Origin of the sequence: Micromonospora sp. AB353 (assembly GCF_049538395.1) — a bacterium.
Lineage (GTDB): Bacteria > Actinomycetota > Actinomycetes > Mycobacteriales > Micromonosporaceae > Micromonospora > Micromonospora aurantiaca.
Genome location: NZ_JBMVFV010000025.1, coordinates 1 through 18956 on the forward strand (window position 1 = coordinate 1; position 18956 = coordinate 18956).

Here is an 18956-nt window from a genome sequence, read left to right on the forward strand (position 1 = left end):
CTCGCCGCCGAGCCGCTTGAGGTGGGGCAGCAGCCGGGCGCCGACCCGGCCGGTCGCGCCGGTGAGCAGGATCCGGCCGAGCGGCGCCGGCTCGGCGTCGACGGTCTCCAGGGGTACGCGCATGGCTGTCGCCTCTCTGCGAGGTGGCCGCGCGAACAGGTGCGGGCGTACGCGGCCGGGTTCCGTCCTATGCGGCCGCGCGCAGCGGCCGGCGCTCCTCGGCCAACCGCTCCAGCAGCTCGATGCCCCGTTCCACGCCGGGCATCCCGGCCATCTCCGCCTGGAGCCGGGCGGCGTTGCGCCGGTAGAGGTCGTCGTCCAGGGTGGCGCGCACCGCGTCGCGGATGCGTTCCGGCGTGGCCGCTGCCTCGTCGAGGCGGATCGCCACCCCGGCCGCGCTGAGCCGGTGGGCGTGGTACGGCTGGTCGACGGCGACCGGGACGACCACCATCGGCAGGCCGTGCCGCAGCGCGCCGACTGTGGTCAGGTAGCCGGCGTGGTGCAGCACCACTGCGGTGCGGCGCAGCACCTCGTCCTGCGGGATGTACGTGGCCAGCCGCACGTTCGGCGCGTCGATGCCGGTGGCGGCGAGGTCGACGCCGGAGCCGAGCGTCATGACCACGTCGACGTCCTCGTCGCGCAGGCCCCGCGCGGCGGCGCGGAACAGGTGCGGCGTCTGGTTGAACGCCGTGCCCATGGTCATGTAGATCAGCGGCCGTGTGGCCGGGGCGGTGAGCCAGTCCGGCACCGGGCCGTCCACCTGGTACAGCGGCGGCATGATCGGGTGCACCACCTCGTCCTCGGCCCGTCCGCCGAACCACAGCAGCGGGTCGTCGGACAGCGGCTGCATGCTCGGCAGGTACGCGTCGAGGTAGAGGTACGGGTAGAGCCGCGCCATGCCCGGGTCGGCGGGCAGTCCGAGGCGGGTGCGGGCCTGGCTCCAGCCCGCGCCCATCGTCTGCGCCGTGACCGCCCGGGGCAGGCGCGGGAGCTGGCCGAGCGCCGCGTAGGGCACGCCCACCGCGTCGGCGGCGAGCGGCCCGGCCCACTCCAGCGACTCGTGCAGCAGCACGTCGGCGCGGGTGTCCCGGAGCACCTCGACGATGCCGGGGATGAGCGCGGCGGTGGCCATGGCCATCAGCCGCAGCCGCCGGCGCTCGTCGTCGAACGCCGACGTCCTCGGCCCGTCGGCCAGCCACGCCGGGCCCACTTCCACCACGTCCAGCCCGGCCCGGGTCACCCAGGGGCCGAGGCCCCGTCCGGTGACCACCGTGACGTCGTGCCCGGCGGTGCGGGCGGCGAGCGCGAGCGGAGCGATCGCATGGAAGTGCCCGACTGCGGGCTGGCAGGTCACCACGACTTTCATGAGGGCCATCCACCTCCGGATAATGGGTGACGGAGCCCTGGCCCCCGGTATTCTCGCCCAGCCGATCCGCAGGCACCACAGTCGACGGAGGCCACCGATGACCACCTCCTCCCCGCCCGGAATCGCGGCGGATTTCCTCGCCACCGTGACCGGCGCCGCGTACGCCGACGACCCGTACCCGTTCCTGCGCCGGCTGCGCGACGAGGCGCCGGCGGTACGCACCAACGCGGGCATCTGGCTGGTGTCCCGGTACGACGACGTCCGCGCCGGGCTGCGCGACCCGCGACTGAGCTGCGACCTGGGCCGGCTCACCGCGTACGACGAGTACTTCCGGACCCGGGGCATCGACGCCCGGTTCCCGCTGCCGCTCAACGCGCTCGACGCGCCGGACCATCCGCGCATCCGCTCGGCGATGAGCCACGAGTTCGTGCCGCAGGCGGTGGACGCCATGCGCCCGGCGATCGACGCGGCCGTCGCCGAGGTGGTGGGCGCGCTGCCGGACCGGGGTGAGATCGACCTCGTCGCCGACGTCGCGTACCCGGTGCCGATCGCGGTGATCGGACGCCTGTTCGGGCTGCCCCGGGCGGACTGGCCGCTGCTGGAGCGGTGGTCCCGCGCGTTCGGCGCCGCCTCCGACCCGGACGCGCTGCTCAGCGACGCGCAGCGGGACGCGGCGGCCGAGGCGACGCGGGAAGCGGGCGACTACTTCGGTCGGCTGCTGACCCGCCGCCGGCGCGAGCCGACCGGCGACCTGATGAGCAGGTGGCTGGCCGCACAGCGCGCCGAGCGGACGATGACGCTCGCCGAGCTGCTGGTGAACGGCGTCTTCCTGCTCATCGTCGGGCACCACAACACGGTGAGCCTGATCGGCAACGGGATGCTGGCGCTGCTGCGGCACCCGGAGCAGCTCGACCGGCTCCGCGCCGGCCCGGCGCTGATGACGGGCGCGGTGGACGAGCTGCTGCGCTACGACAGCCCGGTGCAGACCGCGACCCGGGTCACCACCGGGGAGCACCGGGTCGGCGACGTCACGATCCCGGCCGGGCAGCCGGTGATGCTGCTCGTCGGCTCCGCCAACCGGGACGAGCGGGCTTTCCCCGACCCGGACCGGCTCGACGTGGACCGGCCCGGCGCGAACCGCAACCTCGGCTTCGGGCGGGGCGCGCACGCCTGCGTGGGCGGCTACCTGGCGCGGCTGGAGACGGCCGCGACGCTCACCGCGCTGCTGCGCGCCCGGCCCGGGCTGGCGCTCGCCGGTGCGCCGCGCCGGGCGGTGCCGAGCTTCAGTCTGCGGGCGCTGACCGCGCTGCCGCTGCGCGTCGACCGGGTGCCTCACTCCTCCCGGTAGCCGCGCGACGCGACCTCGGCGACCAGGCCCGGCAGTACGGCCAGGGACGGGCAGCGCGCCTGGTCGCCGGTCTCGGCCAGCTCCGCCACGGCACCGGCGACGGCCGCCACGACACTGGTCACGAGGTCGTCGCCGACGTCCCGGAACGCCAGGTCGTTGGTGCCGAACCGCAGCCCGCTCGTCTGCCCGACCGGTCGCGGGTCGTCCGGCACCGGGTTGCGGTTGGCGAGCACACCGTGCGCCTCCAGCACGTCGCAGACGTACCGGCCGGACACCGGGGCGTGCCGCAGGTCGACGAGCACCATGTGGGTGTCGGTGCCGCCGGTCAGCACCGGTACGCCCCGCCCGGTGAGGGCGTCGGCGAGCTGCCCGGCGTAGCGCACCACCCGGCCCATCGCGGCGGCGAACGCCGGCCGGGCCGCGTGGCGCAGCGCGACCGCCTTGCCGGCGATGGCACCGAAGTCGGGCGTGCCCTGGAAGCCGGGGAACACCGCCCGGTCCAGGTCGGCGGCGCGGATCCGGGACCGGGCGCCGAGCAGGGCCAGCCCGCCCCGGGGGCCGCGCAACTGCTTGTACGTGGACGTGGTCACCACGTCGCAGTGGTCGAACGGCGACGGGTGCAGCCCGGTGGCGACCAGGCCGCTGACGTGGCTGACGTCGGCCATCAGCAGCGCGCCGGTCTCGTCCGCGGCGCGGCGGAACGCGGCGAAGTCGACCGCGCGGGGACAGGCCGAGCCGCCGCAGATGAGCAGCCGGGGCCGGACCTCGCGGACCAGCGCGGCCACCGCGTCGGTGTCCACCAGCCCGTCCGGGCCGACCCGGTAGTGCCGGGCCCGCACCCGGCGGGAGACGCTCGCCGCGCCGGAGACGTGCGACAGGTGCCCGCCGTGGCTCAGCTCCAGCGACAGCACGGTGTCGTCCGGCCCGAGCAGCCCGTAGAGCACGGCCAGGTTCGCCGCCGAGCCGGACGCCGGCTGCACGTTCGCGTGCGCGGCGCCGAACAGCAGCTCGGCGCGGGCCCGGGCGAGCCGTTCCACCGCGTCGACGGTCTCGGCGCCGGAGTGGTAGCGCTGACCCGGGTACCCCTCGGCGGTGACGGCGCCGAAGCCCAGCGCACCGGCGGCCAGCACGGCCGGCAGCGTCGGGCTGGCCGCCGCGACCAGGTTGAGCTGCCGGCACCGCCGCTCCCGCTGCCGGTGGGCGAGTGCCACGAGCGCCGGGTCGGCGGCGGCGAGCCGGGCGAACCCCTCGCCCCCGGCGGCGGCTACGGCGGACAGCGCCGCGATCCGGTCGGTCGTGCCGGTGTCCGGCGCGCCGGTGAGCGCCTCGCTGGTCACGGCGTCGACGGCCAGGCTGCGGCGGCCGGCAGTGACCACGCGGTACGCAGCACCTCGGCGATCAGCGCGCCCCGCTGCGGCACCAGGTAGAAGTGGTCGCCGGGGAACAGCCGGGCGGTGAACGTCCCGGTGGTCACCGACCGCCAGCCGTCCAGGGCGGCCGGGTCGACCTCCGGGTCGCGGTCCCCGGAGCAGGCCAGCACCGGGCAGGCCAGCAGCGGCAGCGGCGCCGGCCGGTAGGTCTCGCTGAGCCGGTAGTCGGCCCGCAGCACCGGCAGCAGCAGCGCCCGCAACTCGTCGCTGTCGAGCACCTCCTGCCGGGTGCCGCCGGAGCGGGCCACGTCCTGCCACAGCTCGTCGCCGCTCATCAGGTGCACCGAGCGGCCCGGGTCCACCGGCGCCTGCCGGCCGGACACGACGAGCAGCACCGGCGACGGCAGGCGGCGGGCGGTCTCGAACGCGACAGCCGCGCCGAGGCTGTGCCCGAACAGGACGGTGGGCGCCGGGTCGAGACCGGCGAGCGCGTGCGACACCTCGGCGGCGAGGCGGCACAGGTCGGTCGCGGGCGGTTCGGCGATGCGCTCCTCCCGGCCCGGGTACTGCACGGCCAGCAGTTCCACCCCGCCGGGCAGGTGCCCGGCCCACTGCCGGAAGCCGCTCGCCCCGCCACCGGCGTGCGGGAAGCAGACGAGCCGCGTGGCCGGCGCGGCGGGCGCGGCGTACCGCTGGAGGCAGCGGGTCAGCGGGGTCATGCCGCCTCCGGTCCCGCGGACAGGTGCCGCGCGGACAGCACCGTGGGGGTGTCCCGCCGGACCAGGTGCATCGGCCCGAGCAGATCGAGCACGTCCTGGGTGAGGCGGCCGAGCGTGAGATGGTACTGGCCTCTGGTCATCGGATCCTCGCCGTCGGTCACCGCGTCCCACAATCCCGTCATGGCGGTCTGGACCGCCGCCGGCCACTGTCGTGTGAAGACCTCCGCGAACGTCGGCGCGGTCGCCGGACCAACCGGCTCCGCGACGCCGTAGCTCAGGTGCGCGTCGGCCAGCTCGTCGAACCCGGCCAGCCGGTCCGTCGGCGGCAGGTGCGGCCGGGGGCACCACAGCACCGGCCCGTTGCTGCTGACCAGCGTCAGCGTCCCGCCCTCGGCGCCGACGGTGATCCGGTGCCACAGGTGGGCGTGGTTGTCCGGCTCGCGCGGGTCGAGGTGGTGCTGCACCCGCAGCGTGGCCGGCACGCCGCCGAGCACACCGGCGAGGCTGTGGAACGGCGCCTCGGCCGGCGGGACGCCGGGCGGCGTGACCGGCGGGGCGAACGTCCACGGACGCAGCCGGGGCAGCGCCTCGCCGAGCACGTCGAACAGGGTGTAGAGCACCTGCACGCTGGTGGCCGCGTCGACGAACAGCAGGTCCTGCCGGGCCGCGAGGTCGCGTACCGCGGCGATGAAGCGGCGTACCGCGGCCACGTGGACGTGGTGGCTGTTGAGCCGGTACCGCACCCCGGAGGCGCGGGCCTGGCGCAGGCACTCCGCCAGTTCCCCCGGGTGCACCGGGTGCTCCTGGAGGACGTGCACGCCTCGGCGCATCAGCTCGACCGCGAGCCGGGCGCCGGGCCCGCCGGTGGGCGCGGAACCCACCACCACGCAGGCCACGTCCACGTCGCCGGGCAGGTCCGCCACCCGGGTCCACAGCGGTACGCCGTAGCGCTCGGCGCAGGCCCGGGACCGCTCGCTGCCCCGGGCGAGCACGCCGGCCAGCTCGAACGGGAACGCCGGGTCGGCGACGCCGGCCAGGTAGACCCGGCCGAACCCGGTGCCGGCGACGACCACCCGGGGCCCTGTCACAACGCGCCCTCCTCGACCGCCGACGCCGCCTCGGCGGCTGGTACGTCGAACGTCTCGAACGCGGTGAGCGCGCCGGTGCGCAGCAGCGCCTCGACCAGCCGCTCCGGGTGCAGGCCCTCGGCCGCGAAGTGCGTCCCCGGTTTCACCAGCCCGTCCAGCACCTGCCGCGCGGCCAGCGCCAGGACCGTGCCGGTGAGGGCGGACGTGTCGGTCGAGCGGGCCAGCACGGTCCGGGTGACCGGGTCGCCCGCGGCGTCCGCGCCGGACAGTTCCAGCAGCATCAACTGGTACGGCCGGCGCGAGAACATGTCCAGGTCGGCGGCGCGGGCCAGCTCGGCGGCGGCAAGGCTCAGGTCGCTCTGCCCGGCCATCGCCCCCTGGAGGCGGCCCAGTGTGGCCATCATCGCGGCGCCGCCGTCGAAGACGGAGTTCCAGCGGACCTCGTCCAGGCCGAGCCCGGCGCCGAGCCGGCGCGCCTCGTAGCCGAGGTACGGGTGCACGCCGACCGGGTTGGGGAAGAACGGCACCAGCGCGTCCACCTGTGGTTCGGCGGCGCGGGCGACCGGCCGGCCGCCGATCCACACGGCGCGCGACTCCCGCTCGCGGTCGTGCAGGCTGAGCAGGTAGTCGACCGCGCCGGCCGGGGTGAGCCGGTCCATCACGCCGAGGTGGGCGATCAGGCGCCGGGGCCGGGTCACGCCCCGCGCCGCCAGCCAGCGGGGCAGCAGCCCGCTGAGTCCCGGCATCATCCCGGCGGTGACGAGCGCGATCCGGCCCCGCGCGGCGAGGTCGCGCCCGGCGAGGCGGTCGTACAACGGCTCGTCCCCGCCGGCGTCCACGTAGTCCGCGCCGGCGGCCAGGGCGGCCACCGCCACCCGGTCGAGTACCTGGTGTGACGCGCCGCCCGCGCAGACGACGAGCCGGCAGCCGGCGCAGAAGCGGGCCAGCGAGTCCCTGTCGTACACGTCGACGGCGGCCGCCTCCCCGGCACCGCCGAGCCGGTCACGGACCAGCGCCGCAGCCCGGTCGGGGTTCCGGCCGCCGACGCGCAGCGGCCCCACGCCGTCGCGGTGCAGCCGGGCGACGGCGGCGCTGCCCACCGCGCCGTACCCGCCGACCACGGCGACCGGGCCGGCGGTCACCGCGACCACCGCACGTCGACCGCGCCGAGGCACTGGTCGCGCCAGCGGGCCGGGATCGCCTCCGCCGCCGCCGGCCAGAGCCCACTGTCGAACGCGAGCACCAGCGTGACGTCCCCGGCGTACGGCTCGGCGCGGTGCCGGGCCGCCGCGTCGAGGCTGTGCCGGAACATCTCGTACCGCCGCTCGGTCTCGGCCCCGGTCAGGCCGGCCCGCGCGGCGATGGCGGCGAGCCGCTCGCCGGCCGGGCGTTCGGCCTGCCGCAGCAGCACGTCGGTCACGCCGGGCGCCTCCTGCCCGGCCGGCGGATAGGTGAGCCGTCCCGGCGGCAGCACGCCGCCACCGGCCGCCTCGACGGCACGTGCCAGGTCCGCCTCGGCGGGCAGCCCGACGTCCGGCGGCGCCACGCCGAGAGCCCTGGCGAAGGCGTACTCGACGAGCAGGTCGTCGCGCAGGTCCGGGGTGAACGGCTCGGTGACGACGGCGACCAGCCGGCTGATCTCGCCGCCCTGCTCCAGCCGGCGCCGGGCCACCTCGACCGCGAGCAGGGCGCCGAAGTCCCGCCCGGCCAGCGCGAGCGGCGTGGTCCCGGCCAGCACGTCGGCGCAGGCGGAGGCGTGCCAGTCGACGAGCACCGCCGGGTCCAGGCCGAGGTACGTCTGCGGCGCGGCCACCACCAGGCCGGACCCGGCGGCGGCGAGGTCACCGGCGACCGGGGGGAGCCCGCCGGTGCCGTCGTGCACGAGCACGTCCGGCCCCGGACCGTCCAGGCCGACCAGTGTCACCGGCCCGTCCGGCCCGGCCTCGTCCCCGGACCGGGGTTCGGCGGCGGAACCGGCGCCGAGACCGGCCGCGAGTTCGGCGAGCGTGCACCCCTCCAGCAGGTCGCGCAGCATCTGGTCGAAGAAGGCGTCGGCGGCCGCCGGCACCGACTCGCGGATCCGGGCGACGAGCTGTGCCGCCAGCAGAGAGTCGCCGCCGAGCTGGAAGATGGTGTGGTCGCGGCCGACGGTGGGCACGCCCAGCACCTCCGCCCACGCCTTCGCCAGCGCGATCTCGACGTCGCCGGACGGCTCCGCCGACACCGGCGCGGCTCCGCCCAGCTCCGGTGCCCGCAGCAGCGCCGGCAGGGCGGCCCGGTCGACCTTGCCGTTGCCGGTCAGCGGCAGCGCGTCGACCACCCCGATCGTGCCCGGCACCATGTAGCCGGGCAGCCGCTCGCCCAGGTGCGCGGTGATCTCGGCCGGGGTGACCGGCACCCGGTCGGCCTTGAACCGCACCGCGAACACGTGCATGCCGATCCGGTCCAGGGCCTCGTCCTCGTCGGACAGGCACACCACTGTGGAGGCGCCGGCCTCGGTGAGCAGCGCCTGCCACTGCGGCCGGGAGATGAACGTCTCGTCCTGTCCGGCCCGTACGTCCTCGAAGTCGCCGGCGGTGGCGTCGAACAGGAACTCCATCGAGGTGAGGATCTGGTAGTTGTCCCGGGTCGTCTCGATGAAGACCAGCCAGCCGCCGGGGCGCAGCATCTCCCTGAACCGTGCCAGCGCCCGGCCGGCGTGGCGGGCGTAGTGCAGCACGTTGGCGCAGAGGATCACGTCGAACGCGTTGGACTCCAGGCCCTGCGCCCGGTAGTCGGCGTTCAGGTCGTAGATGCCGTAGCCGACCCAGGGGTACGCGGCGAAGCGTTCCTGCGCGGCGTTGAGGAAGAAGGTGGAGACGTCGGTGAACAGGTAGCGCACCGGGTGCGCGGCGAGCGCCGGGATCAGGTCGATGCTGGTGCCGCCCACCCCGGCGCCCACCTCCAGCACCTGCATCGGCCGCCCGGCCGGGAAGTCGGAGGCGAGCGTGCACATCGCCTCGACGACCAGCCGGTTGACCGTGTCGCTGAGGAAGTTGCCCTGGTAGGCCGACTCCTGGATGTCCAGCCGCCCCTCGGGGAACAGCAACTGGATCGGGTCGGCGTCGTCGCGCAGCAGCTCGGGGAGCCGGGTGGTGGCCGCGCGGAAGTACTCGACGAGTTCGGGCCGGTGCCCGCCACCGGGCAGCAGTTCGTCGACCCGCGCCCAGGCCGCCGCCACGTCGTCGGCGGTGACCGGCGGTACGCCGGTGAGCCGGTCGCCGTCGCGGTGCATCATGCCGCCCGCGATCAGGCCCTTGACCCAGCGCCGGACCAGCCGGTGGTGCTTCGGGGCGACGCGGGCGGCGTCGAGCACCTCCGGCAGCGTGTGCGCCGACCCGGCGGTACGGAACAGGCCGGCTCCGCGCAGCGTGGTGACCATCGCCAGCAGCGCGGTGCGGTCCAGTTCGCGGGCGAACGCGACTGCCGCGTCGGCGTCCATCTCCCGGCGTACCTCGGCGAGCCGGCGCCGGGCGCCGTCGAGGAGCCGGGCGGTGTCGCGGACGGCGGCCTCCCGGTCCGGCTCCCGGTGTGCGGTCTCGACCACGGCGGCGAGGCGCCGGTCCAGCGGCGGCTCGCCCTCCACGAACGCGACGGCGGCACCGACCGCCGGGTGCGACTGCATCGCCGCCTCGACCTCGGCCAGTTCGATCCGGTGGCCGCGGATCTTGACCTGGTCGTCCTCCCGGCCGAGGAACTCGATGACGCCGTCGGGCCGGTAGCGGCCGAGGTCGCCGGTACGGTACCGGCGCTCGCCGCCGGGCTCGTGCACGCTGAACCGGCGGGCGGTCTGCTCCGGGTCGCCGAGGTAGCCGGCCGCGACGCCCACGCCGCCGATGTACAGCTCCCCCACCGTCCAGTCCGGGCAGTCACGTCCGGCCTCGTCGAGCACGTGGAACGTCTGGTTGGTCAGCGGCGTGCCGTACGGGATGCTGCGCCAGTGCGGCGGGACCGCCTCGATCGGGTGGTGGATCGACCAGATCGACGCCTCCGTCGCGCCACCGAGGCTGACCAGCCGCAGCCCGGGCAGCCGACCGCGGATCTGGTCCGGCAGGGTGACCGGGATCCAGTCGCCGCTGAGCAGCGCCAGCCGCAGCGACGGCAGGTCGACGCCGGCCTCCACGGTCAGGTAGTCGGCGAGCATCTGCATCTGCGCCGGGACGGAGTTCCACAGCGTGACGCTGTGCAGCAGCATCGTGTCGACCCAGTGTGACGGGTCGGCGCGCCGGTCGTGGTCGGGCAGCACCAGTGCGCCGCCGACGGCCAGCGGGCCGAACAGGTCGTACACGGACAGGTCGAAGGCGAGGCTGGCCAGGGCCAGCACCCGGTCGTCCGGCCCGACGCCGAAGCGGGCGTTGACGTCCTCGACGGTGTTGACCGCGCCCCGGTGGTCGATCATCACGCCCTTGGGCGTGCCGGTCGAGCCGGAGGTGTAGATGACGTAGGCCAGGTCCGCCGGGCCGGCGGCGGGCGTCAGTAGCCGCTCGTCGGGCTCGACCGGGTCCAGCCGCTCGACCAGGATCGGGGCGTCGAGCCCGTCGGCGGTGGCGGCGGTGGCCAGCACGTGCCGCGCGCCGGCACCGGACAGCAGCGCGTCGCGGCGCGCCCGGGGGCTGCGGGTGTCGATCGGCAGGTAGACGCCGCCGGCCAGCAGCGCGCCGAGCGCCGCGACCGGCTGCTCCCAGCCGGTGTGCATGACGATGGCGACGATGTCGCCGGGCGCGCAGCCACGTTCGCGCAGCGCCGCCGCCACCGCGCCGGCCCGGCCGAGCAGCTCGCCGTACGTGAGCGTGCGCTCCCCGGACAGCACCGCCGGGCGGTCCGGGGTGCGCCGGCACTGCTCGACCACGCCGCTGTGCAGCAGCCGCCCGGACAGCGGCGCCGCGGTGTCGTTGACCTCGGCGCGGCGGCGGCGCTGCCGCTCCGGCAGGTCCACAGGGGACGGCTGCGACCAGGGCGGCGCGTCGCCGGCCAGCCGTCGTATGAGGTCGCCGAACGCCGCGAACATGTCCTCCGCGACACCGTCCGGGAACACCCCCTGCCGGACGTCCCAGTGCAGTTCGAGGCCGTCGCCCCGTTCCAGCGCCTGGCAGTCGATCCACACCTGCGGGGTCTGGCTGATGCCGTAGCCGGTCTCCCCCGCCTCCGGCCCGGGCGCTGTGGTGTCGCCGAGACCGAGCGCGCTGGTGAACACCACGGGCATGAGCGCGGCGTCGGCGCCCCGGCGGCGGGCCAGTTCCCGCAGCACGGTGACGCCGCCGACCAGCCGGTGGTCGAGGTCCTGCCACAGCCGCCGTTGCAGGGCGCCACCGCGTTCGGCGAGCGTGGTCCCCTCGGCGCCGTCGACCTCCAGCAGCACGGCGGAGGTGAAGTCGCCGACCAGCCGGTCCACCTGCGGGTGCAGCGGCAGCCGGTTGAGCATCGTCAGGTTCAGCACGAACCGTCGCCGCCGGCTCCACCTGCCGATCACCTCGGCGTACGCGGTGAGGACCGCCGCGGTCGGACTGAGCCCGTGCGCGGCGGCGGCCTCGCGCAGCGCGGCGTACCCGGCGCCGCCGAGACGCAGCTCGTGGCGCCGGAACCGGACCGGGTCGCCGGCGGACGGGTCGCCGAGGACCGGCAGGTCCGGCGCGGCCGGCAGGGTGTCGATCCGGTCGAACCAGTACGCCTGGTCCCGCTCGTAGCGGCGGGTGCCGCGCAGCCGCCGCTCGGCGGCCAGGTAGTCACGGAACGTGACGTCGAGCGGCGGCCGGACCAGGTCCGGATCGGTGTAGTGCTCCTGGAACTCGGTGAGCAGCAGCTGGATGCTGACGAAGTCGGCGATCAGGAAGTCGATCGAGACGTGCAGCAGCGCGCCGTCGTCGGCGCGGGTCACCGCCAGGTCGAACAGCGGCCACTCGTGCGGTTCGTAGACCCGGTGGTCCATGGCGGCCCGCACGGCCGCGACGTGTGCCTCGACCTCCTCGGCGGGGCGCCCGCGCAGGTCGGTGGCGGCGACCCGGACCGGCGGCACCTCGGCCAGGACGCGCTGCGAGCCGTTCGCGTCGATCACCGCCCGCAGCATGTCGTGCCGGTCCACCAGCGCCTGCCAGGCGTCACGGACCCGCTCCGGGTCCAGGTCGCGCAGCCGCACCTCGCCGTAGGCGTGACAGCCGACCCCGCCGTACGCGAACACGGTGCGCCGGCCCATCAGGTACGCGGCCTGGATGTCGGTGAGCGGGAACGGCTCGTGGCGGGCCGCCGGTTCGGGCTCGATGCGTCCCGACTCGGCCTCGGCGAGGTACGCGAGCAGTTCGGGTTTGGCGGCGAGCAGCCGGGCCCGCCGTTCCTCGGTCAGCACGCCCTGCGGCGCGCGGAAACGCAGCCGGGCGTCCTCGGCCCACAGCCGGACGCCGGCGGCCTCCAGCTCGGCCAGGATCGCGGCGGCGTCGGCACGCAGCGCTGCGGTCACAGCACACCCTCCTCGACGGCGAGTTCCACGGTGGACTGGGCGGCGACGAGGGCGGCCTGCTCGGCGACCGTCGGCGCGGTGAGCAGTTGGCGCAGCGACAGCTCGACCCCGAACCGGGCCCGGGACGCGGCCACCAGCCGGGTGGCGAGCAGGCTGTTGCCGCCGAGCGCGAAGAAGCTCTCCCGGCGGCCGGTGACGGGCTGGCCGAGCAGGTCGGCCCAGAGTTGCGCCACCGCCTCCTCGACCGGGTCGCTGATCCGTTCCCCGCCGGTGTGGTCGGGCCGGTCGACGATCGCCTCGACGCGTGCCCGGTCGACCTTGCCGTTGGCGGTCAGCGGCAGCTCGGCGAGGTGTTCGACGCGGGTCGGCACCATGTGCTCGGGCAGCCGGCGGGCCAAGTGCGCGCGCAGGTCGGCGGGATCGACGCCGCCGGGTGCGACCACCGCCGCGAGCAGCCGGCGCTGCCGTCCCCCGGGAGCGACGGCCACCGCCCGGGTCACCGCCGGGTGGCTCTCCAGGGCCGCCTCGACCTCGCCCAGTTCCACCCGATGGCCGCGGATCTTCACCTGGTGGTCGGCGCGGCCGAGGAACTCCAGCGTGCCGTCCGGCCAGTAGCGGCCCAGGTCACCGGTGCGATACCAGCGGCCGCCGTCGTGACGGACGAAACGCTGGGCGGTGCGGCGTTCGTCGCCGTGGTAGCCGAGCGCGACGCCCGCCCCGCCGATCCACAGCTCACCCGGCACCCAGTCGGGCCGGTCCGCGCCGGCCGGGTCGGCGACCCGGTAGCGCTGGCCGCGCAGCGGGAAGCCGTACGGGACCGACGTCCACTCCGGGGGCACCTCGGTCACCTCGAACGCGTTCGACCAGATGGCCGCCTCGGTGGCACCGCCGAGGGCGATCAGCCGGCAACCGGAGGTCACCGCGTCGAGGCGCCGCCGCAGGTCCAGCCCGACCCAGTCGCCGGAGACCAGGGCCAGGCGCAGCGGCAGCGGCGGCCGGTCGCCCGCCATGGTGAGCAGCATGTCCAGCAGCGCCGGGGCCGAGTTCCAGACCGTGACCCGGTGGGTGTCGGCCAGGCGCAGCCAGGCGGCCGGATCGGCGCGCTCGTCCTCGGCGGTGAGCACCACGGTCCCGCCGGCCGCGAGGACGCCGAACAGGTCGTAGACGGACAGGTCGAAGTCGAGGGCGCTGACCGCCAGCACCCGGTCGCCGGAGCCGACGCCGAAGCGCGAGCTGATGTCGTCCACAGTGTTCCAGGCGGCACCGTGCGCGGTCACCACGCCCTTGGGTTCGCCGGTGGAGCCGGAGGTGAAGATGACGTACGCGGGCTGGTCGGGCGTGACGGTGACCGGTTCGGCGAGCTCGGCGGCGGCCAGCGCCCGCGCGATCGGCAGCGCGGTCACGCCGTCGGGCACCGCCGACGAGGTGAGCGCGACCCGGATCCCGGCGCCCCGGTGGATCCGCTCCCGGCGCAGCTCGGGCTGGTCGGCGGCGACCGGGACGTACGCGGCGCCGGCGTGCAGGACGCCGAGCACCGCGGCGACCTGGTCCGGTCCCCGGGGCAGCGAGACGGCCACGTTGTCGCCGGGCCGCACGCCGGTGGCGACGAGCGCGCCGGCGACGCGGCGGCCCCGCCGGGCGAGTTCGCCGTAGCTCAGCGTCTCACCGTCGCCCCAGGCCAGTGCGGTACGGCCGGGGTCGTCGCGGGCGACGGCGGCGAACCCGGCGTGCAGCAGCCGGTCGGTGACGGGGGCGCCGGTGTCGTTGACCCGGGCCCGCACCTGCGCCTGCCCGGCCGGCAGCGGCACCGGCGCGGGCCGGTCCCAGCCGGCGGTGGCGAGGTGGCGCAGCAACGCGCGGTACGCGTCGAACATCGCGTCGAGCACGCCCGGCGCGAACAGCTCCTCGACCGCGTCCCAGTTGAACAGCAGCCCGCCCTCGTGTTCGGTGACCTGGTGGTCGAGCCACACCTGCGGGGTCTGGGACAGGCCGGTGACGTACCGGCCGAACGGGGTGGTCAGGCCGAACGGGCGATCGGTGGCGGCGCTGACGCCGATGGTGCTGGTGAACACCACAGGCATGGCGACCTCCGCCGAGCCGGTGTGCCGGGCCAGTTCCTGCAGAACCGCGATGCCGGAGAAGGAGCTGTGCTCGATGTCGGCCCAGACGCGGCCCTGGAGCCGGCGGACGGCGGCGGCGAAGCTCTCCCCCGGCTCGGGCGTGTTCGCGACCAGCAGCAGCGAGGTGAAGTCACCGACGATGCGGGGGATGTCGGGGTGGGTGGCGGGCCGGTCGAACAGCGTGAGGTTCAGCGTGAAGTCCGGCGTGGCGCTCCACCGCCCGAGGACGGCCGCGAACGCGGCGGCGACCACAGTGGACGGGGTCACGCCGTGCTCGGCGGCCCGCGCGACCAGGCGCGACCACGCCTGGTCGTTCAGGCGTCCCTCCCGCCGGGTGAAGCGGGGCCGGTCGACCTGGCGGGGGTCGCGGGCCAGCGGGAGCCGCGGGCCGGGCGGCAGGTGCGGCAGCCGTTCGACCCAGTGGCGCCGGGCGGCCTCGCGGCGCTGCGGGTCGGGATCCCCGGCCACCACGCAGTCGCGGAAGGTGATCCCCAGTTCGGGCAGGGCGGCCGCCGGGTCGGCGTACAGCTCGGCCAGGTCGGCCAGCACGATCATGATGCTGAGCGCGTCGAGGACCAGGAAGTCGAGGCTGAGGCCGATGCGGGTGCGGTCCGCCGAGCGGACCGCGCGGACCGCGAACATCGGCCAGGCGGCCGGGTCGTGCACCAGGTGGGCGAGGTCGTCGCGCATCCGCTCGACCGCGATCGGGTACGCGTCACCGTCGGCGTCGGTGACCGTGATCCGGTAGCGCGGCACCTCGGGCAGCACCCGCTGCCGGGCGTCGTCGTCGAAGACGGCGCGCAGCATGTCGTGCCGGGCGACGACCCGGTTGAACGCCTCCTCGAACCGCTCCAGGTCGACCTGCTCGCCCTCGAACTCCCAGTACCAGTGCGAGCCGACGCCGCCGAGGGTGAACTCGGGACGCCGGCCCAGCCAGTAGGCGCGCTGGACCTCGGTGGCGTCGAACGGGTCGTACCGTCGCTCGGGGTGGGCCTCGACCGGCACGGCAGTGGCGGGCGCGGCCGGGGCGACCGGCGCGGACGCCTCGCCGAGCCGGTCCACGAACGCCCGGAGCGTCGGCGCGGCGAACAGCGTGGACAGGCGCGCGCCCGGGAATCCGGCCGCCCGCACGGCGGTGACCAGGCGGGTGGCGAGCAGGCTGTTGCCGCCGAGGGCGAAGAAGCTGTCGTCGGGGCCGACGGCGGGCCGGCCGAGCAGGTCGGCCCAGACGGCCGCGACGGCGAGTTCGGCCGGACCGGTCAGCCGGCCCGCCGCCTCGGGTGCGGGCCGGGCGTCGTCGCTGAACCGGGCGGCGAGCGCGGTCCGGTCGATCTTCGCGTTCGTGGTGAGCGGTAGCGTGTCCAGCACGTCGACGCGGTACGGCACCATGTACGGCGGCAGCCGCTCCCCGGCGTACGCCCGGAGCGTCTCCGCGTCGACGGGCCCGCCGGCCGCCGGGGTCACCGCGGCGACCAGCCGCGGCCCGGCCTCGCCGGGTACGGTCAGCGCGACCGCGCGGGCCACGCCCGGGTGCTCGCGCAGCGCCGCCTCCACGTCGCCGAGGTCGAGCCGGTGTCCCAGGATCTTCACCTGGCCGTCGAGGCGACCGAGGAACTCCAGGCGCCCGTCGGGGTGGAAGCGGGCCAGGTCACCGGTGCGGTACCAGCGCTGCCCGTCCCGCTCGACGAACCGCGCGGCGGTGCGTTCCGGGTCGCCCCGGTAGCCCGGCCCGACGCCGACGCCGCCGAGCCACAGCTCGCCGGGCACGAGGTCGGGCCGGTCCCGGCCGAGCCCGTCGGCCACGCGGGTGAGCTGGTTGCGCAGCGGGGCGCCGTACGGCACCGACCGCCAGTGCGCCGGCACCTCGGTCACCTCGTGCCAGGTGGAGTGGATGCCGACCTCGGTGGCGCCGCCGAGCGCGACCAGGCGGGCGCCGGGCGCCCGCGCGGTGAGCCGGTCGTACAGGTCGAGCCCCACCCAGTCGCCGCCGACGAGAGCCAGCCGCAACGGCAGGTCGCCGGCCTGCTCCGCCGCCTCGCCCTCGGCCGCCACGAGCAGCATGTCCAGCAGCGCCGGTACCGACGTCCACACCGTGACGCGGTGGCGGCGGACCAGGTCGAGCCAGTGCTCGGCGTCGCGGCGGGCGGTGTCGTCGACGCAGACCAGCGCGGCGCCGGCGGTGAGGAACGCGAAGATGTCGTACACCGACCAGTCGTGGTCCAGCGCGGACAGCGCGAGTCCCCGGTCGTCCCGGCCGATGCCCCACCTGTCGCCGATGTCCTCGATGGTGTTCATCGCCGCCCGGTGCGTCATCTCCACGCACTTCGGGCCGCCCGTCGAGCCGGACGTGTGGATGACGTACGCCAGGTCGTCGGGCCCGGCCGGCCGGAGTTCGGCGAGCGGTGGCGCGTCGGTGGCCTCCTCGACGGCGAGCACCGGCAGTCCGTGGCTCCAGATCGGCTGGTCCCGGGTGGCCGTGTCGGTGAGTACGATCCGCACCCCGGCGGCCCGGTGGATGGCGGCGCGGCGCACCGGCGGCAGGTCGACACCGACCGGGGCGAAGACGCCGCCGGCGCACAGCACGCCGAGCACCGCCTCGATCTGCGCCGGCCCCTTCGGCAGGGTCACCGCGACCGTGTCGCCCGGGTCCAGTCCGGCGGCGACGAGCCGGCCGGCGATCCGCCGGGCCCGCTCGGCGAGGTCGCCGTAGCGCACGACGGCCCCGGCGGCGAGGAGCGCGATCCGGTCCGGTTCGGCGGCGGCGTGCGCCAGGAACCCCTCGGTGAGCGTGGTCCGCCGTTGCGGGCCGGCGGTGTCGTTCAGCGCCGCGCGGCGGCGGGCGGCGGCCTCCGGCAGCAGGCTCGGTACCGGCTCGGTCCAGGCCTGCGGATCGGTGACGATCCGGTCGAGCAGCCACAGGTACGCGGCGAACATGTCGTCGAGCACGTCGGCGGGGATCAGGCCGTCGACGGCGTCCCAGTTGAGCAGCAGCCCGCCGTCGTCCTCGGTGACCTGGTGGTCCAGCCAGACCTGCGGGGCCTGGGAGATGTTCCAGCCGGCGTCGCCGAAGCAGTCGCGTACCTTGCGGCTGAACAGCTCGCCGAGGCCGAGCGCGCTGGTGAACACCACCGGCGCGAGCGCCTGCGCGCCGCGTTCGGCGGAGAGCGCGCGCAGCACCTCCAGGCCGGAGAAGTCGCTGTGCAGGGCGTCGGCGCGGACGCGGTCCTGCAGCCGGCGGCAGGCGTCGAGGAACGTGCCCTCCCCGGTGTGCACGGCCACGATCAGCAGGTTGGTGAAGTCGCCGACCAGGTGCGCCACGTCCGGGTGCAGCGGATCCCGGTCGAACAGCGGCACGTTGAGCAGGAAGTCGGGCTCGGTGCTCCACGCGGACAGCACCTCGGTGAAGGCGGCGGCGAACACCATCGACGACGTGACGCCGTGCGTCCGGGCCCGCTCGTCGAGGCGTTCGCGCCAGGCCGCGTCGAGGCGGTGGAAGCGCCGGACCACCCGGTGGACCGCCAGGCGCTCGGGCGCGGTCGCCAGCGGCACCTGCGGCGCGGCCGGCATCTCCGGCAGGCGTTCGCGCCAGTACGCAACGGCCGCCTCTCGTCCCCGGGCCGGTGCGGCGCGGCGCTCGGCGAGGTACCGGCGGTAGCTGTAGCGGATCGGCGGCAGCGCGGCGTCCGGGTCGGCGTACAGCTCGGCCAGGTCGTTGAGGATGATCCGGAAGCTCAGCGCGTCCGCGACGATCATGTCGATGTTGAGGTGCAGCCGGCTGGCGCCGCCGGGCAGGACCGAGACGGCCAGGTCGAAGACCTCGCCCCGGGCGATGTCGAAGCGCCGGTGCGAGAGGCGGTCGCGGATCTCCGCCAGCCGCGCGGTGACCGCCGGCCCGTCGAGGTCGCGCAGGTCGTGGACGGTGGCGCCGGACCACGGCGAGGAGTCGGCGACCCGCTGCCGGCCGTCGTCGAGGATCGTCACGCGCAGCATGTCGTGGCGGGCGATGAGCGCCCGGGTGGCCGCGTCGAGCCGGGCGGTGTCGATCGCGGCGCCGTCGAACTCGGCGTAGAAGTGGGTGGCCACGCCGCCCAGCACGAGCTGTTCGTGCCGGCCGACCCAGTAGGCGTACTGCATCGGGGCGAGGTCGAACGGCTCTCCGGGGTCGTCCGCCGGGGCGCCGGACGCGGCGGGAGCGGCGGTGGCGGGTGCGGGCGCCTGGCGTGCGGTGAGCAGGTCCATCCAGCCCGCGAGCGTCGGCCGTTCCATCAGTTCGGCGTACTTGACGTCCACTCCGGCCGCCCGCCACCGGCTGGCCAGCCGCATCACCTTCAGCGAGTCGAGGCCGCAGGCGATGAGGTCGCCGTCCGAGGCGTCGAGCGCGTCGGTGTCGCCGACCGCGGCACCGATGTCGGCGCGGACCCGGTCGAGCGTCAGCTCGTGCTGCGTATCCATTTG

8 protein-coding genes and 2 pseudogenes are annotated in these 18956 nt (G+C 75.8%); 1 reads left to right on the forward strand and 9 read right to left on the reverse strand.

All coding sequences use genetic code 11. From position 1 onward, the window contains the following. Nucleotides 1-187 precede the first annotated feature (187 nt). A complete protein-coding gene (locus ACPCK6_RS13375; protein ID WP_366620415.1) occupies nucleotides 188-1366 on the reverse strand; it encodes a glycosyltransferase in 1179 nt (392 codons plus the stop codon). A 97-nt stretch (nucleotides 1367-1463) separates the two neighbouring features. Between ACPCK6_RS13375 and ACPCK6_RS13380 the strand changes: the two genes are divergently transcribed. Beyond that, entirely contained in the window at nucleotides 1464-2714 is a 1251-nt protein-coding gene (locus tag ACPCK6_RS13380) for a cytochrome P450 (RefSeq protein ID WP_396881524.1), read from the forward strand. Here the strand turns inward: ACPCK6_RS13380 and glyA are convergent. The 8 genes and pseudogenes from glyA to ACPCK6_RS13410 all read right to left on the reverse strand — a co-directional run bounded on the left by glyA (nucleotide 2699) and on the right by ACPCK6_RS13410 (nucleotide 18953). Further along, the gene (gene glyA / locus ACPCK6_RS13385) at nucleotides 2699-4090 is read right to left on the reverse strand and encodes a serine hydroxymethyltransferase (RefSeq protein ID WP_423481264.1); all 1392 of its coding nucleotides are present in this window, start codon (nucleotides 4088-4090) and stop codon (nucleotides 2699-2701) included. The genes ACPCK6_RS13380 and glyA overlap by 16 nt on opposite strands. After that, nucleotides 4048-4803 carry a thioesterase II family protein gene (locus ACPCK6_RS13390; RefSeq protein WP_194800047.1) on the reverse strand — a complete coding sequence of 252 codons (756 nt, stop codon included), beginning with the start codon at nucleotides 4801-4803 and terminating at the stop codon, nucleotides 4048-4050. The genes glyA and ACPCK6_RS13390 overlap by 43 nt, the downstream gene beginning before the upstream one ends. Further along, nucleotides 4800-5891, reverse strand: a complete 1092-nt coding sequence (locus ACPCK6_RS13395; RefSeq protein WP_423481265.1) for a Gfo/Idh/MocA family oxidoreductase — start codon at nucleotides 5889-5891, stop codon at nucleotides 4800-4802. Before ACPCK6_RS13395 ends, ACPCK6_RS13390 begins: the two co-directional genes overlap by 4 nt. Next, a complete protein-coding gene (locus ACPCK6_RS13400; RefSeq protein WP_423481266.1) occupies nucleotides 5888-7033 on the reverse strand; it encodes a saccharopine dehydrogenase NADP-binding domain-containing protein in 1146 nt (381 codons plus the stop codon). The genes ACPCK6_RS13395 and ACPCK6_RS13400 overlap by 4 nt, the downstream gene beginning before the upstream one ends. Next, on the reverse strand, nucleotides 7030-9555 hold the full coding sequence (locus ACPCK6_RS29720) for a class I SAM-dependent methyltransferase (protein WP_514132352.1): 2526 nt from the start codon (nucleotides 9553-9555) through the stop codon (nucleotides 7030-7032). The genes ACPCK6_RS13400 and ACPCK6_RS29720 overlap by 4 nt, the downstream gene beginning before the upstream one ends. 27 nt (nucleotides 9556-9582) lie before the next feature. Then, nucleotides 9583-10938, reverse strand: a pseudogene (locus ACPCK6_RS29725) (amino acid adenylation domain-containing protein); the annotation flags it as partial. Next, nucleotides 10912-12381 (reverse strand): annotated as a pseudogene (locus ACPCK6_RS29730) (condensation domain-containing protein); the annotation flags it as partial. The pseudogenes ACPCK6_RS29725 and ACPCK6_RS29730, both read right to left, overlap by 27 nt. Further along, on the reverse strand, nucleotides 12378-18953 hold the full coding sequence (locus ACPCK6_RS13410) for a non-ribosomal peptide synthetase (protein ID WP_423481268.1): 6576 nt from the start codon (nucleotides 18951-18953) through the stop codon (nucleotides 12378-12380). The gene ACPCK6_RS13410 and the pseudogene ACPCK6_RS29730, both read right to left, overlap by 4 nt. Nucleotides 18954-18956: the final 3 nt, after the last annotated feature.

Bases quoted from the DNA above. Each gene is read 5' to 3' on its own strand.
- ACPCK6_RS13375 (WP_366620415.1), bottom strand. From the start codon at position 1,366: ATGAAAGTCGTGGTGACCTGCCAGCCCGCAGTCGGGCACTTCCATGCG.
- ACPCK6_RS13380 (WP_396881524.1), top strand. From the start codon at position 1,464: ATGACCACCTCCTCCCCGCCCGGAATCGCGGCGGATTTCCTCGCCACC.
- ACPCK6_RS13390 (WP_194800047.1), bottom strand. From the start codon at position 4,803: ATGACCCCGCTGACCCGCTGCCTCCAGCGGTACGCCGCGCCCGCCGCG.
- ACPCK6_RS29720 (WP_514132352.1), bottom strand. From the start codon at position 9,555: ATGCAGTCGCACCCGGCGGTCGGTGCCGCCGTCGCGTTCGTGGAGGGC.
- ACPCK6_RS13410 (WP_423481268.1), bottom strand. From the start codon at position 18,953: ATGGATACGCAGCACGAGCTGACGCTCGACCGGGTCCGCGCCGACATC.